Below are 26,672 nucleotides of genomic sequence, written 5' to 3'. Positions count from 1 at the left end.
AGGTGCCCAGAGCTCAGTAGAGGGTCGGTGCGCCGCCGCTCGGCGGCGCCGACCACCGCTCCAGCTCGAGCAGCTCGCTGAGGCGCCCGTTGCCGCCTCGCCAGGCGTCCACCGCGTCCTCGCCGAGCAGCACGTAGTGCCAGCGGCGCCCGCTGCGCGAGGCGGCCGGGAGCCGGTTCAGTGCCTCGATCCAGGCCGACGCCGCGCGGTGTTTCCGCTCGACGTTCGGATGGTCGAGCGCCGACTGCGCCTTCGTCTCGACGACGTACACGGCCTCCGCGGTGCGGACGAGGAAGTCGGGCGAGTACCAGGCCGGCAGGCCGTCCGCCCGGAGGTACGGCCGCTGCACGAAGGTGTGGGCGTGCTCGTCGATCTTGACGAAGGCCTCGATCCGGCTGTCCTGGTCCGCCCACTCGATGAAGCGCCGCTCCAGCCCGCCGCCGCGGCTGGCGACCCGCAGCGCGGGGAAGACGCACTTGCGGCTGGGCACCGCATCGCGCGCCCGCATGGTGATGCTGCCGATCTCGGCGATGCTGCGCTGCTCGACGAGCGCGCTCGTCACGGGATGCGTGCGCTGGTCCTCGACGAGGGCCGTCGAGAACACGCCGGCGACGTGCTCGGCGACCCCGGGGAGCAGGAGCACGCGCCATCCCTCGTCGAACCCCGGGTCGAAGGGCTCGGCGAAGAGCCGGGCGCGCACGTAGCGGTCCACCCAGGCGGCGATGCGGGCGCGGTGGGTGGCGAGCAGCGGGTACCGGCTCGCCGCGCTGAAGCGGGCGGCCGCGGGGGTGAAGGCGCGCCCGACGACCGTGGTGATGCGCCGCGTGATCCGGGCCAGGAAGTCGTTGTACCCGGTCGCGGTCATGACCCCGCCGTCGACGCGATAGTCGCCGTACTGCGTCTTCGTCTCGAGGTCGTGCGAGCTCCACCGCTCGCCGCTGCCGACCGCTCGACGCAGTACCGCGAGCTCGAAGCGGCACGGTTCGAGCGCGAGCGGGTCGAGGCGGGGTTCGACGAGCTCCTCCTCGTGCTCGCGCACGATCTCGGGGACGACGAGGTCGTACTCCTGCCAGCCGGATCGGAGCTCGACCCGCTCGAGGTCGCCGATGGCGGCGGTCTCGTCGTCGCCGACGATCGCGAGCAGGCCGTCTCCGAGCAGCTCGTCGTAGAACGCCTGGAACGCGGGGTGCTCGATGATGAACAGCACGTCGAAATGGTTGGCCGGTTCGAGTCGGCGGCGCATCCGCTCGCGCGTCTCCCGCTTCAGCTCTTCGACGACGGGGGCGCCCCGCCACATCAGCCTGAGGCCGCGGCCGATCGTCTGCTCGAGCAGGATGCCAGAGCCCGCCGAGCGCAGTGGCACCACCACGCAGATGCTGTCGACGTCGAATCCCTCGCGCAGCATCAGCACGCTGAAGACGACGCGCGGTCGCGCCTGCCGGTCGAGATCGAAGAGCCGGGCGCGGATCGGCTCCCACTCCTTCGGACCGAGCTCGCTCCGCCGGCCGCTGTCGACCCGGAGCACGTCCTCGGCGCCGAGCCCTTCGGAGTCGAGCAGGAACTGCTCGACGTGGCGGGAGACGAGCGTGTCCTCGGTCACGATCAGCAGTTTCGGACGTCGTTCGGGGTCGATCGCGGCGAACTGGGCCTCGAGCAGGGCGAGCTTGCTGAGCCCGGCGCGGATCATCGTGCGCTGGCCGGAGGAGAGTCCCACCACCGCTCCGTGCTCGTCGCGCTCGGCGGCGAAGTCGAGGGGGAGCGCCGCCAGTTCGACGCGCTTGTCGAGCGCGATCGCCTTCACGAGTCCCCGCTGCATGGCCGCGTGGAGGTCGAAGTCGACCACGATGTGCGGGAAATAGCGTCGGTGCGGCCGCTTCCCGCCGCTGCGTGTCTCGTCGTAGGGGGTCGCCGAGAAGTCGAGCTGGATGAACCGTCGCCCTTTCGTCGCGGCGATCGCCGTCAGGCTCTGCTGCCACTCGACGTCGCTCGTCTCCTGGCCGGCCCGGAGCGCGTGCACGTGGTGCGCCTCGTCGTTCAGCACCACGAGGTCGGGCAGCTCGACGAGCGACTCCAGCGGGCGGCCGCGCGCGGCACGGCGGTCGAGCGATTCGAGGGCGTGCCCGGCCGCGCCGGGGGACAGGGGAAACATGCTCTCGACGGCGGCCCGCGCCGGATCGTCGTCGCCGCGTCGGCGCCTGCGCCCGTCATCGGCCGCCTCGCCCGCGAAATCGGGGTCCTCGGCTCCCGCGAGGAGGTGCCAGTTCGTCACGGCGATCATGCCGCCGCGGGGGACGCGGAGCCCGATCTCGTGCTTCTCGACGACGCCGGAGGCGAGCAGCGCGGCGATGGCGCGTTCGTGCCTGGGCGGAGTGAACAGCGCCCGCCGCGCGTGCAATTCGCTCGTGCTCGGGTCGCGCACGCCGTCGATCCGGCGGCCCCGGAACGAGTCGAGGAGCCGTTCGTAGACGATCAGCCCGGGGGCGACGACGAGGAAGTTGCTGCTGAACCGGGGGTCGGCGGGCGCGGCGAGATGGTTGAGGTGCTGCCAGACCAGCAGCGCGTTCATCACCCAGGTCTTGCCGGTGCCGGTGGCGAGCTTCGCGGCGTACTTGGGATGCCCGTGGCGCTCGTGGGCGAGCTCGTCGCGCCGAGCTGCGGTGAGCGAGCTCGGGGCCAGCCGCTCGTAGAGTTCGCGGAGGGTAGAAGCGCCCAGCACCTCGTGCGCGTAGACGATGGCGAGGATGGCATCGCGCTGGCCCTCGTGGAAGGCGTCGCGGCGCCCGGCGGAGAGCGAGGCGTCGAACCACCAGCGGAGCAGCTCAGCCGTCGTCGGGGTGACCGCATCGAGCAGCGCGCAGGGCTCGCCGGACTCGATCGCCCGCGCGTCGTCGGCCAGTCTGATCGAGATCTCTCGGGCGAGCGGCAGCTCCTCGTCGATCGGGATCCTCACGCGGCATCCGCCTCGACCGCGTCGAGCTCGAGCACGACCTCCGACTCGAAGCCGAAGACGTCGACGGCCCGGATGCAGATGCGGCGGACCCCGGGGCGCCACGGTGCCCGCAGCGTCGCCGAGGCCACGACGCGCAGCGGGTCGTCGTCGTTCAGGGTGTTGCCGCGGTAGTCCTGCCAGCTGGAACGGAAGAGCTCCTCGTCGTAGTCGGGGTCGACGGCCCAGTACTCGATGAGCGAGAGCGGGTCGTGGTTCATCAGCTGGAGCACCTTCTCGCGGTCCTCGGCCCGGAGGCTGATCGCCTCGGGGGAGAGCAGCACGTAGTTGTCGAGCCCGACCACGAGCTCGACCTCGTCGCCCTCCCGTCGCGCCGTGCGCAGCCCCGCCTCGAGGTACTGCAGGGTGGAGAAGCGCACGGACTCGGCGAGCCGGCCGCCCTTCTTCTTCAGCCGATCGATGAGGTCGGGCGGGATGACCCGGACCTCGAGCCGGGCGTCGGCGAGCGCTTCGATGTCGTGGCCGATGCCGGCCGGGAAGTTCCAGCCGAGCACGACGACCCGCTCGAAGCCGCCGAGCACCGCGTCGCGCTGCGACTGGGCCCGGCGCAGCGACTCGACGGTCGTGAGCCGCGCGGGGCTCTCGGCGACGACGAGGGTGCGACCGCCGGGCAGGCTGCCGAGGGCGCCGCTCGGGTTCTGCGCCTCGGGCAAGGGCTCGGCGCCGTAGAGCCCGAGCACGGTGCGGGCGAGGTCGCCGACGCGATAGCGGCGGCCGAGGCTCGAGCGCATCTGCTCGACCTGGTAGTCGCCGATCTCCTGGTAGAGGAACGGCCGCGCGTCCTGGTCGATGAGGCGCTTGCGGATGATCATGGCGGCGGGGCGGCCGAGGTCGCTCGTGATCCAGCGGCGCCCGGAGGCCTCGGCCGCCGCGGCGGTCGTGCCGGAGCCGCCGAAGAAGTCGGCGACGAGTCCGCCGGGCGGGCAGGAGGCCTCGATGACGCGGTCGAGCAGGGCGAGCGGCTTCTGCGTGGCGTACGCGACGCGTTCCTTGGCGACGGGGTTGATCATCGAGAGGTCCCAGACGTCGGGCATCGCGACCCCCTTCGTCGCTTCGTCACTCAGCACCGAGCGGCGGACGCCGTCGTCGCCGATCGTGCTCACCCAGGCCCGGCCCTGCCCGCTCGACTTCTCGGACTTCGGGATGTAGAGCTGCTTGAAGTAGTGCTGCCCCTTGCGCTTGGCGTAGACGAAGAGCGTGTCGTGGTTGCGGGCGAAGCTCGTGCTCGCGATGTTCCAGCGCCGGTAGTACCAGACGACCTCGTTGAGGAAGTTGTCGCGGCCGAACACCTCGTCGCAGATGAGCTTCACGTAGTGCCCGACGTGCCAGTCGATGTGGAGGTAGAAACTGCCGGTGTCGGCGAGGAGCTCTCGTGCCAGCACGAGCCGAGGCGTCAGCATCGCGAGGTACGAGGCGGTGCCGTCGGCCCAGGTGTCCGAGTACGCGAACTGCTCGACCGCGGTGGGTCGGGTCTCGACCTCATGGCCGGGGAGGGTGAGTTTCGTGCGATAGTCGGCCTTCGAGTCGAAGGGCGGGTCGAGGTAGATCAGGTCGACGCCGCCCGCGAGCCCCGGCGTCGTCTCGTTGCCGGCGAGGAGGGCGGACATCGCGAGCAGGTTGTCGCCATAGATGAGTCGGCCCGACGGCTCGGGCAGCTCCGGTGTCGTCCCGCGGTGCAGCGGCAGGCCGCCGGCCTCGCGGCTGGGCTGCACGAACTCGCGGGTGTGCAGGCGCACGCGCTGCTCGCCCGTGAGCTGCTCGAGCACTCGTGCGGCCTCGCGTTTGCCCTCGGCGACGATCTTCGGCAGCTGGTCGAGCAACGATCTCATGGGTCCCCTCGCGGCTGGATTGGCGGTCATCTCAGAATAGAGGTAGAAACACTGGAGGTGAATGCACACTGGATCGGCGATCTCGGGGCGGATAGGCATGGAGGCATGCCTGAGCCCCAATCCCGTGCTGCGCAGATCCTCGGCGAGCGTCTGAAGGCAGTCCGGCTCGAGCGCGGAGTGAGTCAGGAGACGGTCGCGCACCTCGCCGACATGCACGTCACCAACCTCGGCAAGATCGAACGCGGTCAGGCCAACCCGCGCATGTCGACGATCGTGCGCATCGCCGGCGTGCTCGACGTCGACCCCGGTGAGCTGCTCGCGGGCATCGGGCTCGCGGAGCTGCCCGGCGTCGACCGGGTCAACGTGCGCGACCTCATCGAGGAGCTCAAGCGGCGGGGCAAGTGACCGTGCGCTGAGCGGCGACGCCGCCCGGTGCCGTCAGAACGCGATCCGCCAGAGGTACTCCTCGCCGTTCGCGCGGAACCAGCGCAGCACCGCGACGCAGTCGCGCGCCGGATCGTCGGCGCGGACGATGAACGCCACGTGCTCGCCCGGCTCGACCCGCAGCAACGGCTGCCAGAGCAGGCGGCCGTCGCCGAAGAGCGAGAGGTGCACGCCGTGCGCCGCCTCGTCGCCGGCGTTGTGCAGCGTGTACCAGGGCGCGCGGCTGCGATCGATCTGCCAGGGCACGCGGTAGGCGATGGGTGATGGGACGGGGTGGGCGTCGACGGCCACGGGCCGGGCCCCGTGCGGCATGGCTCCTCCTCGGGTCGGGGATGCGGCACGACACCGTCACGGTACCCGGAACCACCGACGCGGAGCAGCCCGCGCGACGTGTCGGTCAGGCGCGAGGCTCGCCCTCGCTGCCGGACGAGGGGGTCGCCTCGTCCAGCCGGTCCGGCGCCTCGTCCGCGTCACGGCGCGAGCGCGCGCCCGTGAGCCGGGTGAACGGCCGTCCCGCCGCTCGCCCGACCGCGCCGGCCGCGCCCGCGATGCGCTTGCCGGCCGAGGTGAGCATCGGCTCGTCGCCGCGCGGCTCGAGATCGGACGGGACGCTCGGCGGCGCGGCCCCGAAGGCGAGCCGCGACTGGGCGAGCACCCGGCGGCCGAGGACGTGGTTGCCGACGCCGCCCACCGCGGCGCCGATGCCGAAGGGGAGCGCCTTGCCGATGAAGCCGGCGCCGCCGCGCACGGCGAACTGCTTCACGAACGTGGCTCGCAGGCGGTCGACGACGGTGCCCATCACCGCCTTCGGCAGGGTGTTCGTGATGAGCTCGCCCCAGTACGCGCTGCGGGCGACCCCGGTGCCGCTCGCCTGCGCGGCGAACTGGCGGATGAGGTCGCTGCCCTCGCTGCCGAGCATGAGGGTCATCACGAGCGCGCGTGCCCGCTCCGGGTTGTCCACGGGGATGCCGTGCACCTCCGCGACCGACTGGGCGAACAGCGCGGTCGCCTCGAGGAAGCCGGCGGTCTCGACGCCGGAGAGTGCGAGCGTGATCCCCGTGGAGATGCCGGGGATCACGGCCGTCGCGCCGACCGCAGCCCCGCCGGTGGTGACCGCGGCGAGATAGCGCCGCTCGAGGATGCGGACGAGCTGCTCGGGCGTCGCCTGCGGGGAGCGACGGCGGATGCCGCGCAGATGCGCCAGCACGACGGGGCGGTGGATGGCGAGGACGCGGTCGATGGTGCGCTCGACGCCGTGCGCCCGGCCCTCGTCCTGCGTCGCCCCCGCGGCGTCGCCCGCGGGCGACTCGCTCGGGGCGTCCCGCCCCATCGAGGTGATCCGGTGCACGCGCTCGGGCATGCAGCGATTGTACGTGCACGTGCCTGGGCGGTCGCCCGAGAGTGTCACGCATTCGTCGCCGCTCCGGTGGGCCCGATACCATCGAAGCTCAGCGTCTCGTCGACCCGCAGGAGTCTCGTGAAGTACCGCTCGACCCGCGGCGGGCTGTCGCCCGCTCTGTTCACCGAGATCCTCATTGAGGGCCTCGCGCCGGACGGCGGCCTCGTCGTTCCCGAGCTCGTGCCCGCCGTCACCGCCGACGAGCTCGAGGGCTGGCGGCGCCTCGACTACGCGGGTCTCGCGACCGAGGTCATCGGCCGGTACGCGAGCGGCATCCCCGCGGAGGACCTCGCGCGGGTCTGCCGGGCCGCGTACGATCCGGCGGTGTTCGGCGGCGACCCGATCGTTCCGCTCACCCCGCTCGGCGAGGTGACGCTCGTGGGGCTCTCCGAGGGCCCGACGCTCGCCTTCAAAGACATGGCCATGCAGTTCCTCGGCCACCTGCTCGAGCACGAGCTCACCGCGCGCGGCGCCACCCTGAACATCCTCGGCGCGACGTCCGGCGACACCGGCTCCGCGGCCGAGCACGCGCTGCGCGGCAAGCACGGGGTGTCGGTCTTCATGCTCTCTCCGCAGGGGCGGATGAGCGCGTTCCAGCGCGCGCAGATGTACTCGCTCACCGACGAGAACATCCACAACATCGCCGTCGCGGGCGACTTCGACGACTGCCAGCACCTCGTCAAGGTGATCGCGGGCGACACCGCCTTCAAGCGCGAGCACCGGCTCGGCGCGGTCAACTCGATCAACTTCGCGCGGATCGCGGCCCAGCTCGTGTACTACTTCTGGGCGTGGCTGCGGCACAGCGACCCGGTCGAGCCGACTCGCCGTGCCGAGCACCGCGTGTCGATCACCGTGCCGTCCGGCAACTTCGGCAACATCTTCTCGGGCTGGCTCGCCCGCCGCATGGGGCTGCCGATCCATCGGCTCGTGCTCGCCACGAACGAGAACAACGTGCTCGACGAGTTCTTCCGCACCGGCGTGTACCGGCCGCGCACGGGGGAGTCGACCTTCGCGACGTCGAGCCCGTCGATGGACATCTCGCGGGCGTCGAACCTCGAGCGCTTCGTCTTCGAGGTGGTCGGCCGCGACCCGGAGGCGCTCCGTGAGCGCTGGAGCGGACTCGAGCGCGACGGCGTGCTCGACCTCGCGTCCGAGCAGCCGCGCTTCGCCGAGGAGTTCGGCATCGTGAGCGGCTCGAGCACGCACGCCGATCGGGTGGCGACCATCCGCGAGACGCATCGCGCGACCGGGGTGGTGGTCGACCCCCACACGGCCGACGGCCTCGCCGTCGCCGCCCGGCATCTCGAACCCGGCATCCCGATGCTCGTGCTCGAGACCGCGAAGCCGCAGAAGTTCCCCGAGATCGTCGCCGAGGCGATCGGGGCTCCGGCGGAGCTCCCCGAGGAGCTCACCGCGCTGCTGGAGGCCCCGCAGCACGTCGTCGAGGTGGCGAACGACGCGGTCGCCATCCGGAACCTGATCACGCGCGACGCGGCCCGCTGAGCCGCGTCGCGCGGCTCCGACCGTGCGTCAGCGGCTCGCGTGCTCCGCGTTGTAGCGGTCGAGCACGGCGTCGATCGTGGAGTCGAGCACGAGTTTGCCGCCGTCGAGGTAGAGGCCGCGCGTGCAGAAGCGACGCAGGTCGCGTTCGTTGTGCGAGACGAAGAAGAGCGTGCGCCCACCGGCGAGCAGCTCGTCGATCCGTCGGTAGCACTTCTCGCGGAAGGCCTTGTCGCCGACGGCGAGCACCTCGTCGACGAGCATGATCGGCTCCTCGAGCTGCGAGATCACGGCGAACGCGATCCGCACCTTCATGCCGCTCGACAGGTGCTTGTACGGGGTGTCGAGGAAGTCGCCGATCTCCGCGAAGCCGATGACCTCGTCGAACTTGGCGTCGATCTGCGCCTTCGACATGCCGTGCAGGCCCGCGGTGAGGTAGACGTTGTCGCGCACGGTGAGGTCGTCGACGAAGCCGCCGGTGATCTCGATGAGCGGTGCGACGCCGCCCGTCACGGTGACGGAGCCCTCGTCCGGCAGGAGCACGCCGGCAACCAGCTTCAGCAGGGTCGACTTGCCCTGGCCGTTGCGGCCGACGACGCCGATCGCTTCACCGGGGCGCACATCGAAGGACACCTCGCGCAGGGCCCAGAACTCGCCCGGGCGGGTGCGGCGCTTGCGGCCGGAGAGCAGGTCCTTGAAGGAACGGCGGCCGCGGCGGTTGCGCCGGAACCTCACCCCGAGCGAGGCGACGCGGATGGCGAAGCCGCCCGAGCCCGGCACATCACTCGCGGTGCCGCCGGCGGTGACGGAGTGCGTCATCAGATCTCCTTCAGCATCTGGCGCTCGGAGGCACGGAACACGAGGAGGCCGACGACGAGGAACGCGATCGACATCAGGGCCGAGATCAGCACCTCGAACCAGATCAGCTGCTGCGGGAAGAACGCGGCGCGGTACAGCGAGAAGATCCCCGAGAGCGGATTGAAGGCGGCCCAGAACTGCACGCCGCCCGGTAGGTCGGTCGTCGCGTAGATGATCGGCGTCGCGTAGAACAGGAAGCGAAGGATGAGCTTCACCGCCCGCTCGAGGTCGCGGAAGAACACCACGAGCGGCGCCACGATGAGGCAGATGCCCGCGGTGAGGATGGCCTGCAGCACGATCGCGAGGGGAAAGAAGACGATCTCCCAGCTCGGCGCGGCGCCGAAGATGACCGCGAAGAGCGCGAGCACCGGCAGGGCGAACAGGAACTCGATGCCCTTCGACAGCACGATGCGGTTCACCCAGATCGTGCGCGGGATCATGGTCGACCGCACGAGCTTCGCGTCCTTCAGGAACGCGCGGGTGGAGTCGGAGACCGAGCCGTTGAACCACATCCAGGGCAGGAGCGCGCTCAACAGGAAGACGATGTAGGGCAGGTAGCCGGCGGAGCGCTCGAAGACCTGGGTGAACACGAACCAGTAGATGCCCGCCATGACGAGCGGGTCGAGCACCGACCACACGTAGCCGAGCACGGAGGTGGAGTACCGCACCTTGAGGTCGCGGGTCGTGAGGAGCCACAGGGAATGCCGGTAGCTGGCGAACGGCTTCCGCCGCGGCGGATGCACGTCGCCCCCGACGTCGGTGGTCGCAGCAGTCACGCCTCTCATCGTAGAGGCGTTCGCCGGGAGAACCGTGCGGTGCGGCCCGACGGTAGATTGAGAGGGTGGCCCCTCGCACCAGCACCAGTACCCGGATCCTCCTGAGCTGCGCCGCGATCGGCGTGGCCGGCGGCGTTGTCGCCGGCGGTTCCGGCTACCTCGCGCTCGTGCTCGCCGCGATCGGCCCGATGTTCTACGGTGTGACCATCGGCGTGCACTTCCTGCCGAGCGTCGTCGCTTTCGCGCTGCTGCGCCGGCCGGGCACCGCGCTCCTCGCCGGGCTCATCGCGGGGCTCGTCGGCGCGGCGTTCGCGCCGCAGTGGCTGCCGCGGCTGATCGGCACCGCACTGCTCGTCGGGGTGCTCGTCGAGCTGCCGTTCCTGCTCACCCGCTACCGGCGATGGGAGCCGTGGCTCTACTACGCCTCGGGGCTGACCTCGGGGATCGTCATCGCGGTCGTCGTGTACGTCGCGCTCGGCGGCGAGCACTTCCCCGCCTGGATGTGGGCGATCGCGCTGCCCCTCTACGCCGGCAGCCCGGTGCTCTTCACCTGGATCGGGCGGATCATCGCCCTCCGGCTCGAGCGCGCGGGCGTCGCCCGCGGGCTGCGTTAGATCCCCGCCACACACCACACGGGGCGGATGCCGTTCGGCATCCGCCCCGTGTCGCTGTGGTGCTGCAGGACGCAGCGTTCCGGATCACACGAAGTGGTTCGCGCGCTCCAGGTCTTCCGCGAAGTCGATCTCGACCGCGTACAGGTCGGAGACGTCCATCGGCTCGATGAGCAGGCCATTCTGCTCGATCGCGAGCTCGAGGCCGCGCTCGAAGTAGTCCTGCGCGCCCACGCGCTGCAGCTGGGCGAGGAAGGTGGCCTTGTCGCGGCTCGAGATGTAGTTGATGCCGACCGCCTCGCCGAGGCCGCCCTTGACGGTCTTCGAGAGCTCCTTGATGTAGCCCTCGGCGGTGGTGGTGTACTTCACCTCTTCGTCGGACACCTTCGCCGTGTTCACCGTGACGAACGACTGGTCGCGGGCGATCAGCGCGACGGCGCGGTCGAGGATGCGCGGGTCGAAGACGACATCGCCGTTCATCCACAGCACGCCGCCGCTCTGCGAGGCCTGCAGGGCGCGCATGAGCGACTTCGAGGTGTTCGTCTGGTCGTACTCCTCGTTGTAGACGAACGACGCCTGCGGGAACGCCTCGATGATGTGCTCGAGCTTGTAGCCGACGACGATCGTCACGTCGGCGTCGCCGCCGAAGGTGTGGCTGATGTTGTCGAACTGCTGCCGCATGATGGTGCGGCCGTCGCCGAGTTCAGTCAGCGGCTTGGGGAGGGAACGCCCGAGCCGGCTCCCCATGCCGGCTGCGAGGATCACGATCTGCGTGGTCACTGCATCTCCTTCGGTGGTGCGGATGCCCGCGGCGACCGGTCTCGATCCTCCCGGATCGAAATCTCGTGTTCGCCTTCGGTTCACCCGGAAGTTCACATTGGGACACGCCGTTATGCCGGAACCAAGCGTATCCGCTGTCACCCGTCCGGGGCGGGATCCGCGGGGGAGTCGTAGTGCGATCGTGATACGCCGCACAGGGAATGCACAGTTTCCGGAGGCGGCTCGGGGCGGGCCCCAGGCACGGAACCGGGGCATGCAGTTGGTAGGTTGGCCTGGTGACTTCCGTTTCTCGCTCCGATTCGAACGACGAGGCTCCCGAAGGCACCGGCACGGGGGTGCCCGAGCAACTCGGTGATGGGGAGTCGACGTCCGGCGCGCCCGGGCGGGCGAAGGGGTCCGCGAAGCGCGCCCCGGCCCGCACGAAGGCGGCCGCCTCCGCTGCTGCCCCCGCCGATGCTGCGGCGAAGAGCGCGGCGCGCTCTGCCGCTGCGAAGCGCGCCGCGGCCACACGCGCCGCACGCAAGGCGGAGGCGGCGAAGGCGGCGAAGGCCGAGCAGGAGCAGCGCGGCGACGAGAGCACGACGGATGCCGAGCCGACCAGTGCTTCCAAGCGCTCGAGCGCGTCTCGCAGCGCGTCGAGCCGCAGCACGGCCGAGCGTGCGAGTTCGGCGAGCTCCGCGCGCGCCGCGAAGAGTGCCGAGAAGGACGCCGCGAAGGCGAGCTCGGCCGCGCGTTCGCGGTCGACGAGCAGCGTGAGCGCGAAGCGTCAGGCGCTCCGGGCCGCCGCGGCGGTCGCCACCGACACCACGGCCGCCGAGCGCCCGAAGAAGGCCGCCGAGGCCACCACGGACGTCGACGCGGGCGCAGCCGCGGCGCAGACGCCTGCTGCAGCGCCCGAAGTCGTCGCGACCGCCGAGGCGATCGTCGAGCGCGACCCGGTCGCCGACGCGAGCGCGGTCGACGAGGAGACGCAGGAGCGGCTGCCCGCAGCCGAGCAGGCCTCCGTCGACGACGGCGTCGACGAGGAGACCCGCGAGCGGCTCGTGCCGCAGCCCCCGGCCGAGGAGCCGGCGGCGGAGCGGGCCCCCGACGTCGCGGTCGCCGTCATCCCGGCGCCGGCCAAGAAGGCGAGCCGCAAGAAGCGCACGCTCCGCGTCGCCCGGCAGGCCCCGCCCGAGAGCGCCGACCGTGTGCTCGTGGTCGACGCGCTCGTGAAGCGCTTCGGCGACAAGACCGCCGTCGACCACATCTCCCTGGAGGTCAGGGCCGGCTCGTTCTTCGGCGTCGTCGGTCCGAACGGCGCAGGCAAGACGACGACGCTCTCGATGGTGACGGGCCTGCTGCGTCCCGACGGGGGCACGGTTCGCATCCACGACATCGACGCATGGGCCGACCCCGAGGCGGCCAAGCGCGCGACCGGCGTGCTGCCGGACCGGCTGCGGCTGTTCGACCGCCTGACCGGAGGCCAGCTGCTGCACTACTCGGGCACGCTCCGCGGTCTCGACGCGCGGACGGTGCGCGAACGCAGCGCCGACCTCATCGCCGCGTTCGGACTCGAGGACGCGGTCGATCGGCTGGTCGCCGATTACTCCGCCGGCATGACCAAGAAGATCGCCCTCGCCTGCGCGATGATCCACTCGCCGCGACTGCTCGTGCTCGACGAGCCGTTCGAGTCCGTCGACCCCGTCTCGGCGGCGAACCTGACCGAGATCCTCGAGCGCTACGTCGCGGGTGGCGGCACGGTCGTGCTCTCGAGCCACGGCATGGACCTCATCGAGCGCGTCTGCGACTCGGTCGCGGTCGTCGTCGGGGGCAAGGTGCTCGCCGCCGGCACCCTCGACGAGGTGCGCCAGGGCGAGACCCTCGAAGACCGATTCGTCGCGCTCGCCGGTGGGCGCAAGGCTGCGGAAGGCATGGAATGGTTGCACAGTTTCTCCGACTGAAGCTGCGCCTCCTCGCCAACATCTTCCGACGCAGCCCCTGGCAGGTCGTCGGGATCATCGTGGGGCTCGTCTACGGGCTTGGCATCGCGGGGCTGCTCTTCTTCGCGCTCGTGGGCCTTCGCTTCGTGGACGACGTCGGGGTCATCCGTGACGCGCTGGTCGTGGCCGGTTCGGCGACGGTGGTCGGATTCATCGTCTTCCCGCTCATCTTCGGCGTCGACGACACGATGGACCCGCGCAGGTTCGCGCTGTTCGGCATCCCCGGACGACGTCTCGCGATCTCGCTCGCCGTCTCGGCGCTCATCGGCATCCCGGCGCTCGTGCTCGGCATCGTGCTGCTCGGCAGCGTCGTGACCTGGTCGCGCGGGGTGGGCGAGACCTTCCTCGCGATCCTCTCGGCGGCCCTCGCCTTCGCGACCTGCCTGCTGCTCGCCCGTGTCGCCGCGGCGGTGGCTTCCTTCCTGCTCGCCACCCGGCGCGCGCGAGAGCTGACCGGCGTGCTCGGACTCCTGCTCATCGTGGCGGCCTCGCCCGTCTTCGTCGCCCTGACCACCGTCGACTGGGCGCGCGACGGTCGTCAGGTGCTGGAGGGGCTCGGCGGCTGGCTCAGCTGGACGCCGCTCGGTGCCGCGTTCGCGGTGCCCGGCGATGCCGCGAACGGCGACTGGGGCCCGGCCATCCTGAAGCTCCTCATCGCGGCGGCGACGCTCGCGCTGCTCGGGCTCGGCTGGATCCGCCTCGTCGAGACGATGCTCGTGACACCGGGGCGCGAGGGGACCGCGAAGAACTACCGCGGGCTCGGCTGGTTCGACCGGCTGCCGCAGAACCCCACCGGCGCCGTCGCCGCCCGGAGCTTCACCTACTGGTTCCGCGACGCCCGGTACTGGGTCTCGATCATCATGGTGCCGCTCGCGCCGATCATCCTGATCATCGCCTTCAGCATCGTCGGGGTGCCGATGGAGTACCTCGGGCTCGCGCCGGTGCCGCTCATGTGCCTCCTCCTCGGCTGGTCGCTGCACAACGACACGGCCTACGACTCGACCGCGATCTGGCTGCACGTCGTGTCCGGGGTCCGCGGCACCGCGGACCGGTTCGGCCGCCTCGTCCCGGTGCTCGTGCTCGGGGTCGTCGTGATCGGGCTCGGCAGCGCGCTGACCGTGTTCCTGCTCGACGACTGGCGCCCGCTGCCCTCGCTCATCGGGGTGTCCACCGTGCTCCTGCTCTCTGGGCTCGGCATCGGCTCGGTGACCTCGGCGCGCTTCCCCTATCCGGCGGTGAAACCCGGCGACAGCCCGTTCCAGCAGCCGCAGTCCACGGGCAGCCTGTCCTCGCTCGTGCAGTCGATCACGATGTTCGGCTCGCTGATCGTCGCGGCGCCCGCGGTCGCCTTCGCCCTGCTCGGCGTCTTCTCCGACCCGGGCTGGCACCTCGCCTCGTTCCTCTCGGGCACCGTGCTCGGGCTCGTCGTGCTCGTCGCCGGGGTGTGGCTCGGCGGTCGGGTGTTCGACCGCCGAGGTCCGGAGATCGTCGCCGCCGCCATCCGCGCCTGAGCGCACCCCGGCGGTCCTGAATCAGGGGGCCGCGCAGACCCGGTAGCCCTGCCCCTCGGCGAGGAGCTCGGTCGCGCAGGCCTCGCCCGTCAGACGCGGCACCTCCGCCATCGCCGGGGCGTCGAAGAGGCCGACGTGCGCCCCGGAGAGCACGATCGCCGAGACCGCCGCGCCCCAGGGCTGCGCGGCCAGCCAGGGCGTCTCGGTGTGCGCGACCCACTGACGGATCGGTTCGACCGCCGCTCGCTGCGCGGCCAGGGTCTCGCGGCGGGGCTCGATGGACTGCCGGACGTGGCCGGCGGCGCCCGCTGCGGCGCCGAGGCCGAGCGCGGCGAGGAGCGCGACGGCGGTGATCCGGACGGCGGTGCGTGGCGCCGATCGCCTCGGCGTCGGTGCTTCCGAGACGACCCGCAGTAGCCTCCGTCCGCTCCAGATCGCGATCACGGCGAGCACGGGGACGAAGGCGAAGACGCCGACCGCGGGGTGGCGCACCCAGAGCGGGGTGTGACTCGCCGTCGCCCACCAGCCGACGAACGCGCCGAGGCCGACGAGGCCGGCGAGGAGGTTCGCGCGGACGAGGGCGGGCACTCGACGGCCGCGGCGGCGTTCCGCGAGGAAACCGCCGATGACGAGGGCGAGGGCCGCCAGCGCGAGGACCACGACCGCCCAGGCGGGTACGAACCACGCGTCGGCGAGGGCGGTGAGCTTCTCCAGGATCGTGCTGTGCGCGCCCCGCTGTCCGCCGCTCGCCACGAAGTACCAGAGGTTCCGCAGGTGGGTGACGTAGCCCGCCGGGCCGAGCGAGACGAGTGCGGCGAGTTCGACCGCGAGGCTGGGCAGCCCCGCGATGACGAGCGGCAGCCACGCGCGCTTCACCGTCGTGCCGAACCGGGGCCAGCCGCGGCCGGGTGCGAGCGCCCAGATCGCCACCGCGAAGGCCGGGAGCGCGAGGATGGCGATGAACTTCGCCTGCACCGCGAGGCCGACGAGGAGCCCGGCGAGCCAGGCGCGCCGGGGGAGCACGACGAGCGCCCACACGAGGAGCGCGGCGGCGGGGATCTCGCCGAGCACGTCCGCGGGGCCCTGGATCGGCGAGAAGCCGCCGGTGGCGTCGAAGCCCAGCGGCAGCGCGACGGCGAGCAGTCCGGCCCATCGGCCGGCGATCCGACGGCCGAGCACCCAGAGGCCGGCGAGCAGCAGCGCCCAGAACGCGAGGGGGACGAGGCGGGCGCCGAGCACCGGATCGATCCCGGTCGCGAGCACGGCGGCGACCGGGAGCAGCACGGTCGGGCCGGTGGAGATCCGCGGATCGAACGGCGTGATCTCCGATCCGGACAGCGCGCCGTCGCTCGAGTAGCCGAGCCCGGAGAGCAGGTTGAGCGGGACGGTGAGGTTGAACGCCTCGTCCTCCCAGAAACGGGCGACCACCAGACTCTGCCAGGCGACGACCACGTGGGTCGCCGCGAGCAGCGCCGCGAGCGCCCAGAACCCGACGGTGCGCGCCCGGGTCATCGGGCTGCCTCGGACGGCGCCCGCACCGCGCGGAGCGGGGCTCCCGGTCGGAGCGACAGCGACCAGAGCTCGCGGAGCGCCGAGCCCGCGAAACGGCGCAGCCGTTTCGGCGGGAGCGTGAGCCGCCCGGCGCCGCCCCACATGGTGCCGGTGGCGGATTCGCCGCGACGGGGGATGCTCCGCACCCGCAGGTAGCGCACGACGAAGCCGCCCCGTGCCTCCGCGAGGGAGAAGTGCACGTGCGGGACGGTCGCCTCCGGAGGCACCGCATCGACCAGCACCTGGAGCGCGGCGGGCCGGTACGCCCGCAACGGCGTGTTGACGTCGGGGATGCGCCGGCTCGCGGCCATCGCCACGAGCACGCTGACCGCGGACGTCAGGATCCGCCGGTACCACGGGTCGGTCCGCCCGCCGCGGACGCCGTGCACGACGTCCGCGTCCTCGTCGAGCAATGCCGCGACGAGTCGCACGAAGTCCGGCCCCAGGAACTGGCCGTCGCCGTCGACGTGCACGAGCACGTCGGGTTCGAGGGCGAGCCCCGCGCGGTAGGCCGCGAGCGCGGTGGGGCCGTGGCCGCGGTTCGCCGGCTGACGCTGCACCGACACATCGCCAAGCCCGGCGAGCGTCTCGGCCGTGCCGTCGGTCGAGCGGTCGTCGGCGATGACGAACGTCAGCCTGCTCGCGACGGGCGCGAGCTGCTCGCGCACCTCGTCGATGAACCCGCGGATGCCTTCCGCCTCGTTGTAGGCGGGCATCGCGATGACGAGGTGGGCTACCGGCATGCTCGGGTCCTCTCTCCGGGTGCCGCGGTCGAACGAACGCCCGTGGCCAGTACCCTAGTGTGGCCATGGAACTCCGCTCGCGCCTACGTCGACTCGCCGCACTCGGCAGCCGATTCCTCGTCGTCGGCGCCGTGAGCACCCTCATCGAGGTCGGCGTCTTCAACCTCCTGGTCTTCGTCTGCGGCTGGGACGTGGTCTGGGCGAAGATCATCGCCTCGCTCGTCGCCCTCGTGAACGCGTACATCGGCAATCGCGAATGGACCTTCCGCCACCGCGACCGCCGCGGCAGGGTGAGCGAGCTGGTGCTCTTCGTCCTCGCGAACCTCGTCTGCACCGCCCTCGGGGCGGCGATCGTCTGGGCGGGTGTCGGCTTCGCCCAGCTCGTGCTCGGCCGGGACCCCGGTGCGGTCGCCGTCAACGTGGTGAACCTCGTGAGCATCGCGATCATCGTCCTCGTGCGCTTCGTGCTCTACCACCGCATCGTGTTCCGGGCGGCGCCGGCGCCGGCGACGGGATCCGGCGAGCGGCCCTAGCCGCGTTCAGCGCGCGTAGAATCGAGCGCATGATCCAGTCCGTGCGCGCGAGCATCGCCGACCCCGGCCAGCCGGGAGGCGGCACCGACGTCCTCGACCGTGAGCTCGAGAAGCTCCTCGAAGAGGAGCTCATCGAGCCCGGCGATCACGAGCGCTTCTCGCACTACGTCCCGAAGGACAAGATCCTCGAGTCCGCGATCACCGGCAAGCCGGTCAAGGCGCTCTGCGGCAAGAAGTGGACGCCCGGCCGCGACCCCGAGAAGTTCCCGGTGTGCCCGGCCTGCAAGGCGATCTACGAGAAGATGCGCGGCGAGTAGCGCTCTGCCGACGGCGAGGCGCTGGCCGGCTCAGCGGTAGTTCGTCGGGATGACGGCCTCGCCGCGCCCCAGACGGAACGCCTCGATCGGCAGCTCCTGCATGACTGCCGCGCGGTGCGCCCGGGCGGCCTCGGTGCCCGCGCGACCGAGGTACGAGGCATCCGCGGCGCCGCCGCTCATCAGCTGCACCATCAGCGGCCGCAGCTCGTCGCCGGCCTCGAACTCGGCCTCGCCGGCCGGACCGTCGCCGACGAAGACGAGCTCCTCGCGCGCTGTCCGCGTCGAGTCGAGCCGCCGGGCCGCGTTCTTGCGGCCGCCGACGCTCGCCTTCTGCGACGACGCCTTCGCGACGGGGATCCACTCCCCGGCGTCGTCGCGCCGCGCGACGAGCTTGTAGACCATGCCGGCGGCCGGGAACCCGGAACCCGTGACGACCGAGGTGCCGACCCCGTAGGAGTCGACCGGCGCGCCGGAGAGCCCCGCGATCGTGAACTCGTCGAGGTCGCTCGTGACGGTGATCTTCGTGTTCACGGCGCCGAGCGAGTCGAGCTGCTCGCGGACCGCGGCGACGACGGTCGGCAGGTCGCCGGAGTCGATGCGCACCGCACCGAGTTCGGGACCGGCGACCGCGACGGCGAGCTCGACGCCCCGGGCGATGTCATAGGTGTCCACGAGGAGCGTCGTGGAGGGGCCGAAGGCGTCGACCTGCGCCCGGAACGCCTGCTCCTCCGTGTCGTGCAGCAGGGTGAACGCATGCGCCGCGGTGCCCATGGTCGGGATGCCCCAGGTGCGGCCCGCCTCCAGGTTCGAGGTGGCGTCGAAGCCGGCGATGTACGCGGCGCGGGCGGCGGCCACGGCCGAGCGCTCGTTCGTGCGCCGCGAGCCCATCTCGGCGAGCGGGCGGCCGAGCGCCACGGACACCATCCGCGCCGCCGCACTCGCGACGGAGGAGTCGTAGTTCAAGGTGGACAGCACGAGCGTCTCGAGCATGACCGCCTCGGCGAAGCTCGCCTGGATCGTCAGCAGGGGAGAACCCGGGAAGTACGCCTCGCCCTCGCGGTAGCCCCACACGTCGCCCGTGAAGCGGTAGTCGGCGAGCCAGTCGAGGGTCGCCGACCGCACGACCTCGTGCTCGCGGAGCCACTCGAGCTCGGCGTCCTCGAAGCGGAAGCGCTCGATGAGTTCGAGCAGTCGCCCGGTGCCCGCGACGACGCCGTAGCGGCGGCCGTCGGGCAGGCGCCTCGCGAAGGCCTCGAAGAGTGATTCCCGGTGGGCGGTGCCGTCGAGGAGGGCGGCGTCCACCATGGTGAGTTCGTAGCGGTCGGTGAAGAGCGCAGCTGAGCCGGTCACGAAGGAGAGCCTAGTTGTTCGGGCGGGGATGCCGAGGCATCCGCGTTCCGACGGCGCAGCGCCGCGCGCGCCGCTCGCCTAAGCTTGGTCCTCGTGACGGACGCGCCGATCGGGATCTTCGACTCTGGGGTCGGCGGGCTCACCGTCGCCCGGGCGGTCAAGGACCAGCTGCCGAACGAGTCCATCCTCTACGTCGGCGACCTCGAGCACTCGCCCTACGGGCCGAAGCCGATCGCCGAGGTGCGCCGCTACGCGCTCGCGGTGCTCGACGACCTCGTCGCCCAGGGCGTGAAGATGCTCGTCATCGCTTGCAACACGGCCTCCGCCGCCATGCTCCGCGACGCCCGCGAGCGGTACGAGGTGCCCGTCGTCGAGGTCATCCAGCCGGCCGTGCGCCGCGCGGTCGCCGCGACCAAGTCCGGGCGGGTCGGGGTCATCGGCACGGCCGGCACCGTGCAGTCCCGCGCCTACGACGACGCCTTCGCCGCCGCGCCCCACCTGCAGCTGTTCAGCCAGGCCTGCCCGCGCTTCGTCGAATTCGTCGAGGCCGGCGTGACGACCGGCGAGGAGGTGCTCTCGGTCGCAGAGGAGTACCTGGCGCCGCTGAAGCGCGCCGACATCGACACCCTCGTGCTCGGCTGCACCCACTACCCCTTCCTGAAGGGCGCGATCTCCTACGTCATGGGCGAGGGCGTGACCCTCGTCTCCAGCGACGTCGAGACCGCGAACGACGTCTACCGGGTGCTCGTCTCGACGGGCACCGAGCGGCGCGCCGGCACCCCGCCGACGCACCGCTACGAGGCCACGGGGGAGTCCACGAGTGCCTTCCTCGACCTCGCCAACCGCCTCATCGGTCCGGAGATCCCGAGCGTCGAGCTCGTGCAGACCGGCTCGATCGCCCTGCCGCACCGTTCCGAATGGAGATCCTCGTGACCGACACCTCAGCCATCGTCCGCGCCGACGGGCGCACGCCGGACCAGCTCCGCGAGGTGACCATCGAACGCGGCTGGAGCGCGCACGCCGAGGGCAGCGCGCTGATCTCCTTCGGCGGCACGAAGGTGCTCTGCACCGCGAGCTTCACGAACGGCGTCCCCCGCTGGCTCACGGGCAAGGGCACCGGCTGGGTCACCGCGGAGTACTCGATGCTGCCGCGCTCGACGAACACCCGCAACGACCGCGAGTCGGTGAAGGGCCGCATCGGCGGCCGCACGCACGAGATCAGCCGGCTCATCGGCCGGAGCCTCCGCGCCGTCATCGACACGAAGGCGCTCGGCGAGAACACCGTCGTCATCGACTGCGACGTGCTGCAGGCCGACGGCGGCACCCGCACCGCTGCCATCACGGGCGCCTACGTCGCCCTCGCCGACGCCGTCGAGTGGGCCCGCACCAAGAAGTTCATCGGCCAGAAGGCGACGCCGCTCATTGACACCGTCTCGGCCGTCTCGGTCGGCATCATCGACGGCACGCCCATGCTCGACCTCGCCTACGTCGAGGACGTCCGCGCCGAGACCGACATGAACGTCGTCGCCACCGGCCGCGGGCTCTTCGTCGAGGTGCAGGGCACCGCCGAAGGGGCGCCGTTCGACCGCCGCGAGCTCGACGCGCTCCTCGACCTCGCCCTCGGCGGCAACGCCGAGCTCGCCGCGCTCCAGGCGACCGCGCTGGCCGCGGGCCGCGAGGCGGCCGGCGCGTGAGCGGCACCGACGCGCTCGAGGTCGTGCTCGCGACGCACAACGCGCACAAGGTCGCGGAGTTCCAGCGCATCCTGGGGGAGCGGATGCCGCAACTGCAGGTGCTCGGCTACGACGGGCCCGAACCCGTGGAGGACGGCACGAGCTTCGCCGCCAACGCCCTCATCAAGGCGCGCGCCGCGGCGGAGCACACGGGGCGCATCGCGCTCGCCGACGACTCGGGCATCGCGGTCGACGTCATGGGCGGCTCGCCCGGCATCTTCTCCGCCCGCTGGGCGGGGCACGGGGCGGGCGACGAGGCGAACCGCACGCTGCTGCTCGCGCAGCTCGCCGACGTGCGCCGGCCGAACCGCGCCGCCTCGTTCCACTGCACCATCGCCCTCGTGGTGCCCGCCGCGCTCGCGGGCACCGAGGAGCCGGTGGAGATCGTCGTTGACGGCACCTGGCCGGGCCAGGTGGCCTACGAGCCGCGCGGCTCGCACGGCTTCGGCTACGACCCGGTGTTCGAGCCCGAGGGCCACGAGATCACCGCGGCGGAACTCCTGCCCGAGCAGAAGAACGCGATCAGCCACCGGGCGCTGGCCTTCGAGGCGCTCATCCCTGAGCTTGAACGGGTCGCCGCGACGCTCCGCTGAGAACGCTATTCATTCCCACTTCTATCTTGGGCTGACCAGGGAATTCTCGCCTAGGCTCGAAGTGATGGCACACGATCACTCCCACGACCACGCCCAGGGGGCGAACCGCACGCGACTCATCGTCGCGATCGCGATCATCGGCGCGTTCCTCGTCGCGCAACTGATCGGCGGCCTGCTGAGCGGCTCGCTCGCGCTGCTCGCCGACGCCGGGCACATGGCGAGCGATCTGCTCGGCCTGATCGTGGCCCTCGTGGCGGCCATCGTGGCGGCCCGGCCGGCGACCGACCGGCAGACCTACGGCTTCCGACGCTTCGAGGTCTTCGGGGCGCTCGTGAACGGGGTCATCCTCCTCGGCGTCTCGGTGACCGTCGCGATCAGTGCGATCGGGCGGCTGGTCTCCGGGGCCGAGGGTGAGGCGCACGAGGTGCAGGGCGGGCTCATGCTCGTCGTCGCGATCCTCGGTCTCGCCGCGAACGTCGCGGCGATGCTCGTGCTCCGCAGTGGGGCGAAGGACTCGATCAACCTGCGCGGCGCCTACCTCGAGGTGCTCGGCGACACGATCGGCTCGGCCCTCGTCATCGTCGCGGCGATCGTCATCCTGCTGACCGGCTGGAGCGCCGCCGACCCCATCGCCTCGCTCGCGATCGCGGCGCTGATCATCCCGCGGGCGCTCATCCTGCTGCGGGACGTCGCGCACGTGCTGAGCGAGTCCGCGCCCGCCGACACCGATGTGGCCGAGATCCGCGAGCATATCCTCCGCACGCGCGGCGTCGTCGCCGTCCACGATGTGCACGTCTGGCAGATCACCTCGGGGCAGCCGGTGTTCACGGCGCACGTGGAAGTGGAGCCCGAGGTGTTCGAGTCGGGCCGCACGGGCGAGTTGCTCGACGAGCTCGGCGGATGCCTCACCGCGCACTTCGACGTCGAGCACTCCACGTTCCAGCTGGAGCCCGCCGGCCGCGCGGAGCAGGAGCAGGGTTCGCACCGCTAACCGTTCGAGGGGAGCAGTTCGTCCGCCCTTCGCCGGATGGTGTCGAGCACGCGGTGCACGGCGTCCTGCTCGGGCTCAGTGATTCCCTCGACGAGAAGCCGGCTCGCCTGGGCCACGGCCGTGCGCGCCGCGGCGAGTTGCGCGGTGCCGGCGGTCGTCAGGAGTTCCGCGTCGTCGACGAGGCCGGCGCTGCGTAGCTCGGCGAGCACACCATCGATCTCGCCCTCGCGCGCGAGCGCCGCCGCGGCCCGCGCGCGCCAGGCGCCCGGTGAGCGGTCCGCAGTCATGGCGTTGAGGACGATCCAGGCCGGGTAGCCCGGGATACGGGTGGGCGACAGGGTGTGGGCCAGCAGTGCGCGCAGGGCATTCTCGGTGCGGCCGATCACGGTCGGCAGAGGGGGTGCGGATGACATCGGCGCTCCTATAGTGTTGGTGAAACCAAAACTGTATTGGCGTCACCAATAGAAAGCAAGGTCATGGCGTCCGACTTCACCTCCCTGCCCACCTGGGTGCTGAGTTCCGCCGCCACCCGGTCGCACCAGGTGCTGCACGCTTCGCTCGGGCGAGCCGGCGTGACCGGGTACGAGTTCCGATGCCTCTCGGCGCTCGCCTCCGCCGAACGGCTGAGTCAGACCGAGCTGGGTGATGCCGCAGCGCTCGACCCGCGCGATGTGACGCACACCGTCCGGGGTCTCGAGTCGCGCGGCCTGGTCTCGCGGGTCAAGGATCCCGGGCACGGGCGTCGCCAGCTGGTCTCGCTGACGGCGGAGGGGAGGCTCGAGGGCGAGCGTGCGGCCGAGGCCATCACCGAAGCCCAGGAGGCGGCGTTCGGCGCGCTGACGGGCGAGGAGCGCACCACGCTGCTCGCCCTGCTCGACCGCGTCGCGCGGGTGTGATCGCCGCGGGAGTCGCGCCGGCTCATCGCCGGGAGGGCGACCCGGGCTCGAGCGCTACTGCTCCTCGTGGCGCGGGCCGCGCTCGAACACGTCCTGGTCGAGCACGAGCTGCTCGGCCTCGGCCTCGTCGGTCACGACGTCCTCGCCGGCGGCGGCGGCGCGCTTCGCCTTGCGGGACGACTGGAAGTAGTGCCAGAGCGTCGGGATGAGGGTGAGCACGACGGCGCCGATGAGAATGACGTCGATGTAGCTTTGCACGAAGTCCGCGACCGGCGGGATGTAGCCGATCAGGAAGCCGAAGTAGGTCAGGCCGACGCCCCAGATGAGCGCTCCGATGAGGTTGTAGAGCGTGTACTTGCGGTAGTTCATGTGACCGACGCCCGCGGCGACGGGCGTGAACGTGCGCACGATCGGCACGAAACGCGCGAGGATGACCGCGAGCGCGCCGAAGCGGTCGAAGAAGGCGTTCGTGCGTTCGACGTTCTTCACGCTGAACAGCCCCGACTCTTTCCGTTCGAAGATGCGGGGGCCGAACTTGTGCCCGATCAGATAGCCGACTTCGCCGCCGACGAAGGCGGCGAGGCCGATCGCGAGGCACACCCACCAGATGTCGACGCCGAAGACCAGGCTCGTGTGCGTCAGCAGGCCCGAGATGATGAGCAGCGTGTCGCCCGGCAGCAGGAAGCCGACGAGCAGGCCGGTCTCGGCGAAGACGATCAGGCACACGACGACGAGCGCCCAGGGGCCGGCCGCGGCGATGATGTTCTCCGGGTCGAGCCAGGGGATGAGGGCGGTGTGCATCACGGGAAAGCTCCAGTCGTCGGGCACGGGTCGACGTGCCACGGCGTGCAGTGTCGATGCAGTCTACCCACGCCGCGCGGCCGCCAGCCGGGTGCGCGGTGGGAAATCATCCCGTCGTAGGGGTGCGGGGTCATCCCGTCGTATGACGGCGGCCGATCAGGCGTCGAGCGCCTCGAAGATCGCGCCGTTGAAGCGGAACGACGCACGCACTTCGGCGATCAGCGCGTCGACCTCTTCGGCCGCGAGGCCGAGCTCGTTCATCGCGGTGCGGTAGCGGCGCTTGTACTGCACCGGACCGCCCTCGAGGTCGAAGGCGTAGAAGCCGAGCTGCTCGGGGGTGGCGCCGTAGTGACGGGCCACGAGGGCCGCGATCGCCTGGCCGCCCGAGAGGTCGCCCAGGTAGCGCGTGTAGTGGTGCGCGAGGTAGCGGACGTCGTCGTCGGCGAGGCTGCGGAGGTGCGCCGCGTAGTCGGCGGTGGCGGGGAGCGCGGGGTGCGTTTCGCGCCAGTCGGGGGCGCCGAGCGCCGCCAGGTCGGCGTCGATCGCCGCCATCCGGGCGAGGGCGGGGTCGAAGACTGCGGGGTCGTCGGAGCGGATGCCGCGGGCCTCGAGCGCCTCGTAGATCCAGGCGAGCTGGGCGAGGTAGCGCGTGTAGTCGTCGAGCGAGCGCTCGCCGCGCATCAGTTCCACGATGAACCCGCGGGTCTCGGTCGCGCGGTGGTCGTCGGCCGAGGCGGCGCGGACGAGGGCGGCGACGTCGAGGGGCTCGGCGGCGGTCTCGCGGTCGATGACGGGCGTAGCAGTCGACATGGTGACCCTCGGGTTTCTCGAAAGGATAGGCAAGGTTTACCTTACCCTGCGAAATTGCGGATCGCATCCGGATGTCGGCGGCGAAGGGTAGCTTCAGCGCATGCGCTATGGATTCATCTTCCCCGGCACCGATCCCGAGCTCGCGGTGGAGCTCGCCGAACTCGCCGAGCAGCACGGCTGGCACGGCTTCTTCGTCTGGGAGGGCATCTGGGCTCCGGATCCCTGGGCCATCCTCGCCGCCGCGGCGGTGCGCACCTCGTCGATCCGTCTCGGCACGATGCTGACGCCGGTGCCGCGCCGGCGGCCGTGGGAGCTCGCGGGCCAGACCATGACCGTCGATCGGCTCTCGAAGGGGCGCGTCGTGCTCTCCGCCGGACTCGGCGTGCCCGAAGAGGTCGAGGCGCGGTTCTGGATCTTCGAGCACGACCCGGGGAGGCGTGTGCGTGCCGAACAGCTCGACGAGACGCTCGAGTTGCTGCCCCAGCTGTGGCGGGGCGAGCCGTTCGCCTACGAGGGGCGGCACTACACCGTGCGCCGCACCGACGAGATGCTGCCACCGCCCACGGTGCAGCAGCCCGGCGTGCCGATCTGGGCAGTGGGGCTCTGGCCGCGCATGAAGTCGATGCGCCGGGTGGCGCGGCTCGACGGCTGGCTGCCGAACTACGCGCCGCCCGGCGAGGGCGTCGCGGGCCCCGACACGCAGCAGCGGGTGTTCACCCCCGAGATCGGTCGCGAAGCCTATGAGTGGCTGCTCGCCGAGCGCGAGCGGCTCGGGCTCGCCGAGCAGCCGTTCGACTGGGTGCAGGAAGGCACGACGGGCGGGCTCGATCCGGCTGCCGACGCCGCGGTCGTGCAGCCATGGGCCGAGGCCGGGGCGAGCTGGTGGCTCGACACCGACTGGTCGGTTCCCGCCGAGCGGATCGAGCAGTACGCGAGGGCGCGCATCGCCGCGGGCCCGCCCGTGGGCTGAACGAACGGCGCGCGGGCGACTAGGCTCGGTGTTCGTGCACAACGCGCGCGCCGCCCGCACCACGCGGGGACTCCTGGTCGCGTCTTCGTCGACCCTGCTCGCCTCGCTCGCGCACACCGTCGGCGGGGGCAGTCCGCCCGGCTTCGTCGCTCTCGCGGTGGCCCTCGCGTTCTCGGTGCCGTTCGGCATCCTGATGGTCGGTCGCGGCGCGCGTTGGCCCGGGGCCGCCGTCGCCGCGGTCGCGGCGCAGCTCGCGCTGCACGTCACGTTCTCGCTCTCGGCGGGCAGTTCGCCGAGCGGCCTCGTCGCGGCCGACCCGCACGCGCTGCACGGCACGGCCGGGGCCGTCAGCCGTGACGCCTGGCTCGCCGCCGCGGGCACCGGCCAGCTCGGCCACGACGCCCACCTCGGTGCGGCCATGCCCGTCGCGCACCTCGCCGCCGCCGTGCTCGCCGTCGCCAGCATCGCGCTGGCCGACCGCGCGGTGCGGGCGCTCGTCCGGGCGGCACGGGGCATCCTCGTCGCCGTCGCCCTGCTCGTCGTTCCCGTCGTCGGCGCAGCCCGAGCCGTGCTGCGCCAGCCGGAGCCGCCGCGCCGGCCGGCCGGTCTGCAGCGTCTCGCCGCCGTCGTGGTGCGGCGGGGACCGCCGTGCGGAGTCGGCGCCGTCTGATCGGCGCACGCTTCCAT

The 26,672-nt window shown here is 71.7% G+C and carries 27 protein-coding genes; 14 read left to right on the top strand and 13 right to left on the bottom strand.

Going from position 1 to position 26,672, the window contains the following annotated elements:
• Positions 1–13 precede the first annotated feature (13 nt).
• Entirely contained in the window at positions 14–2,950 is a 2,937-nt protein-coding gene (locus tag ACFWE1_RS02385) for a DEAD/DEAH box helicase family protein (RefSeq protein WP_376931942.1), read from the bottom strand.
• Entirely contained in the window at positions 2,947–4,836 is a 1,890-nt protein-coding gene (locus ACFWE1_RS02380) for a site-specific DNA-methyltransferase (RefSeq protein WP_376931941.1), read from the bottom strand. The genes ACFWE1_RS02385 and ACFWE1_RS02380 overlap by 4 nt, the downstream gene beginning before the upstream one ends.
• Before the next feature lie 105 nt (positions 4,837–4,941).
• Here ACFWE1_RS02380 and ACFWE1_RS02375 point away from each other — a divergent pair, with 105 nt between their 5' ends.
• A complete protein-coding gene (locus ACFWE1_RS02375) occupies positions 4,942–5,241 on the top strand; it encodes a helix-turn-helix domain-containing protein (protein WP_376931940.1) in 300 nt (99 codons plus the stop codon).
• 33 nt (positions 5,242–5,274) lie between these two features.
• Here ACFWE1_RS02375 and ACFWE1_RS02370 read toward each other — a convergent pair whose 3' ends face one another.
• Together ACFWE1_RS02370 and ACFWE1_RS02365 are read right to left on the bottom strand one after the other, a co-directional pair.
• Positions 5,275–5,592 carry a hypothetical protein gene (locus ACFWE1_RS02370; protein ID WP_376931939.1) on the bottom strand — a complete coding sequence of 106 codons (318 nt, stop codon included), beginning with the start codon at positions 5,590–5,592 and terminating at the stop codon, positions 5,275–5,277.
• 85 nt (positions 5,593–5,677) lie between these two features.
• Positions 5,678–6,640, bottom strand: coding sequence for a hypothetical protein (locus ACFWE1_RS02365; protein WP_376931938.1), 963 nt, complete (start codon positions 6,638–6,640; stop codon positions 5,678–5,680).
• A gap of 117 nt (positions 6,641–6,757) precedes the next feature.
• Here ACFWE1_RS02365 and thrC point away from each other — a divergent pair, with 117 nt between their 5' ends.
• Positions 6,758–8,182 carry a threonine synthase gene (gene thrC / locus ACFWE1_RS02360; RefSeq protein ID WP_376931937.1) on the top strand — a complete coding sequence of 475 codons (1,425 nt, stop codon included), beginning with the start codon at positions 6,758–6,760 and terminating at the stop codon, positions 8,180–8,182.
• A gap of 27 nt (positions 8,183–8,209) precedes the next feature.
• Here the strand turns inward: thrC and ACFWE1_RS02355 are convergent, their stop codons facing one another.
• Together ACFWE1_RS02355 and ACFWE1_RS02350 are read right to left on the bottom strand one after the other, a co-directional pair.
• Positions 8,210–8,998, bottom strand: a complete 789-nt coding sequence (locus tag ACFWE1_RS02355; protein ID WP_376931936.1) for an ABC transporter ATP-binding protein — start codon at positions 8,996–8,998, stop codon at positions 8,210–8,212.
• Complete coding sequence (locus ACFWE1_RS02350; RefSeq protein ID WP_376933054.1) at positions 8,998–9,780, bottom strand: ABC transporter permease; 783 nt, start codon at positions 9,778–9,780, stop codon at positions 8,998–9,000. The genes ACFWE1_RS02355 and ACFWE1_RS02350 overlap by 1 nt, the downstream gene beginning before the upstream one ends.
• A 98-nt stretch (positions 9,781–9,878) precedes the next feature.
• Here ACFWE1_RS02350 and ACFWE1_RS02345 point away from each other — a divergent pair, with 98 nt between their 5' ends.
• Entirely contained in the window at positions 9,879–10,427 is a 549-nt protein-coding gene (locus ACFWE1_RS02345) for an ECF transporter S component (protein WP_376931935.1), read from the top strand.
• 84 nt (positions 10,428–10,511) lie between these two features.
• On the opposite strand, the gene ACFWE1_RS02340 is transcribed toward ACFWE1_RS02345, so the two are convergent.
• On the bottom strand, positions 10,512–11,204 hold the full coding sequence (locus tag ACFWE1_RS02340; protein ID WP_376931934.1) for an NTP transferase domain-containing protein: 693 nt from the start codon (positions 11,202–11,204) through the stop codon (positions 10,512–10,514).
• A gap of 275 nt (positions 11,205–11,479) precedes the next feature.
• Between ACFWE1_RS02340 and ACFWE1_RS02335 the strand changes: the two genes are divergently transcribed.
• Together ACFWE1_RS02335 and ACFWE1_RS02330 are read left to right on the top strand one after the other, a co-directional pair.
• A complete protein-coding gene (locus tag ACFWE1_RS02335) occupies positions 11,480–13,147 on the top strand; it encodes an ABC transporter ATP-binding protein (protein WP_376931933.1) in 1,668 nt (555 codons plus the stop codon).
• The gene (locus ACFWE1_RS02330; protein ID WP_376931932.1) at positions 13,123–14,697 is read left to right on the top strand and encodes a hypothetical protein; all 1,575 of its coding nucleotides are present in this window, start codon (positions 13,123–13,125) and stop codon (positions 14,695–14,697) included. Before ACFWE1_RS02335 ends, ACFWE1_RS02330 begins: the two co-directional genes overlap by 25 nt.
• A 21-nt stretch (positions 14,698–14,718) precedes the next feature.
• Here the strand turns inward: ACFWE1_RS02330 and ACFWE1_RS02325 are convergent, their stop codons facing one another.
• The gene (locus tag ACFWE1_RS02325; protein WP_376931931.1) at positions 14,719–16,209 is read right to left on the bottom strand and encodes a hypothetical protein; all 1,491 of its coding nucleotides are present in this window, start codon (positions 16,207–16,209) and stop codon (positions 14,719–14,721) included.
• Positions 16,206–16,991: a glycosyltransferase family 2 protein gene (locus ACFWE1_RS02320; RefSeq protein ID WP_376931930.1), complete on the bottom strand. Its 786-nt coding sequence runs from the start codon at positions 16,989–16,991 to the stop codon at positions 16,206–16,208. Before ACFWE1_RS02320 ends, ACFWE1_RS02325 begins: the two co-directional genes overlap by 4 nt.
• A gap of 65 nt (positions 16,992–17,056) precedes the next feature.
• Between ACFWE1_RS02320 and ACFWE1_RS02315 the strand changes: the two genes are divergently transcribed.
• Positions 17,057–17,524: a GtrA family protein gene (locus ACFWE1_RS02315; RefSeq protein WP_376931929.1), complete on the top strand. Its 468-nt coding sequence runs from the start codon at positions 17,057–17,059 to the stop codon at positions 17,522–17,524.
• Between the two features lie 29 nt (positions 17,525–17,553).
• Complete coding sequence (locus ACFWE1_RS02310; protein WP_376931928.1) at positions 17,554–17,841, top strand: DUF3039 domain-containing protein; 288 nt, start codon at positions 17,554–17,556, stop codon at positions 17,839–17,841.
• A 30-nt stretch (positions 17,842–17,871) separates the two neighbouring features.
• Here ACFWE1_RS02310 and ACFWE1_RS02305 read toward each other — a convergent pair whose 3' ends face one another.
• Complete coding sequence (locus ACFWE1_RS02305; protein WP_376931927.1) at positions 17,872–19,191, bottom strand: nicotinate phosphoribosyltransferase; 1,320 nt, start codon at positions 19,189–19,191, stop codon at positions 17,872–17,874.
• Between the two features lie 93 nt (positions 19,192–19,284).
• On the opposite strand from ACFWE1_RS02305, the gene murI reads away from it, so the two are divergent.
• The 4 genes from murI to ACFWE1_RS02285 all read left to right on the top strand — a co-directional run bounded on the left by murI (position 19,285) and on the right by ACFWE1_RS02285 (position 22,508).
• Positions 19,285–20,124: a glutamate racemase gene (gene murI, locus ACFWE1_RS02300; protein ID WP_243567946.1), complete on the top strand. Its 840-nt coding sequence runs from the start codon at positions 19,285–19,287 to the stop codon at positions 20,122–20,124.
• On the top strand, positions 20,121–20,885 hold the full coding sequence (gene rph, locus ACFWE1_RS02295; protein WP_376931926.1) for a ribonuclease PH: 765 nt from the start codon (positions 20,121–20,123) through the stop codon (positions 20,883–20,885). Before murI ends, rph begins: the two co-directional genes overlap by 4 nt.
• A complete protein-coding gene (gene rdgB / locus ACFWE1_RS02290) occupies positions 20,882–21,517 on the top strand; it encodes an RdgB/HAM1 family non-canonical purine NTP pyrophosphatase (RefSeq protein ID WP_376931925.1) in 636 nt (211 codons plus the stop codon). Before rph ends, rdgB begins: the two co-directional genes overlap by 4 nt.
• Before the next feature lie 64 nt (positions 21,518–21,581).
• Positions 21,582–22,508 carry a cation diffusion facilitator family transporter gene (locus ACFWE1_RS02285; RefSeq protein WP_376931924.1) on the top strand — a complete coding sequence of 309 codons (927 nt, stop codon included), beginning with the start codon at positions 21,582–21,584 and terminating at the stop codon, positions 22,506–22,508.
• On the opposite strand, the gene ACFWE1_RS02280 is transcribed toward ACFWE1_RS02285, so the two are convergent.
• Positions 22,505–22,894, bottom strand: coding sequence for a hypothetical protein (locus tag ACFWE1_RS02280; RefSeq protein ID WP_376931923.1), 390 nt, complete (start codon positions 22,892–22,894; stop codon positions 22,505–22,507). The genes ACFWE1_RS02285 and ACFWE1_RS02280 overlap by 4 nt on opposite strands.
• Positions 22,895–22,984: 90 nt before the next feature.
• Between ACFWE1_RS02280 and ACFWE1_RS02275 the strand changes: the two genes are divergently transcribed.
• Positions 22,985–23,404: a MarR family winged helix-turn-helix transcriptional regulator gene (locus ACFWE1_RS02275; protein ID WP_376931922.1), complete on the top strand. Its 420-nt coding sequence runs from the start codon at positions 22,985–22,987 to the stop codon at positions 23,402–23,404.
• Between the two features lie 54 nt (positions 23,405–23,458).
• Here the strand turns inward: ACFWE1_RS02275 and ACFWE1_RS02270 are convergent, their stop codons facing one another.
• Together ACFWE1_RS02270 and ACFWE1_RS02265 are read right to left on the bottom strand one after the other, a co-directional pair.
• Positions 23,459–24,205, bottom strand: coding sequence for a DedA family protein (locus tag ACFWE1_RS02270; RefSeq protein ID WP_376933053.1), 747 nt, complete (start codon positions 24,203–24,205; stop codon positions 23,459–23,461).
• 156 nt (positions 24,206–24,361) lie between these two features.
• Positions 24,362–25,015 carry a heme oxygenase (biliverdin-producing) gene (locus ACFWE1_RS02265; protein ID WP_376931921.1) on the bottom strand — a complete coding sequence of 218 codons (654 nt, stop codon included), beginning with the start codon at positions 25,013–25,015 and terminating at the stop codon, positions 24,362–24,364.
• Between the two features lie 100 nt (positions 25,016–25,115).
• Here ACFWE1_RS02265 and ACFWE1_RS02260 point away from each other — a divergent pair, with 100 nt between their 5' ends.
• Both ACFWE1_RS02260 and ACFWE1_RS02255 read left to right on the top strand, forming a co-directional pair.
• Positions 25,116–25,985, top strand: coding sequence for an LLM class flavin-dependent oxidoreductase (locus ACFWE1_RS02260; protein WP_376931920.1), 870 nt, complete (start codon positions 25,116–25,118; stop codon positions 25,983–25,985).
• 34 nt (positions 25,986–26,019) lie between these two features.
• Complete coding sequence (locus ACFWE1_RS02255) at positions 26,020–26,655, top strand: hypothetical protein (protein ID WP_376931919.1); 636 nt, start codon at positions 26,020–26,022, stop codon at positions 26,653–26,655.
• Positions 26,656–26,672: the final 17 nt, after the last annotated feature.

Source organism: Agromyces sp. NPDC060279 (genome assembly GCF_042726785.1).
Taxonomy (GTDB): domain Bacteria; phylum Actinomycetota; class Actinomycetes; order Actinomycetales; family Microbacteriaceae; genus Agromyces.
This window is presented reverse-complemented; position numbering and strand designations above follow the sequence as displayed.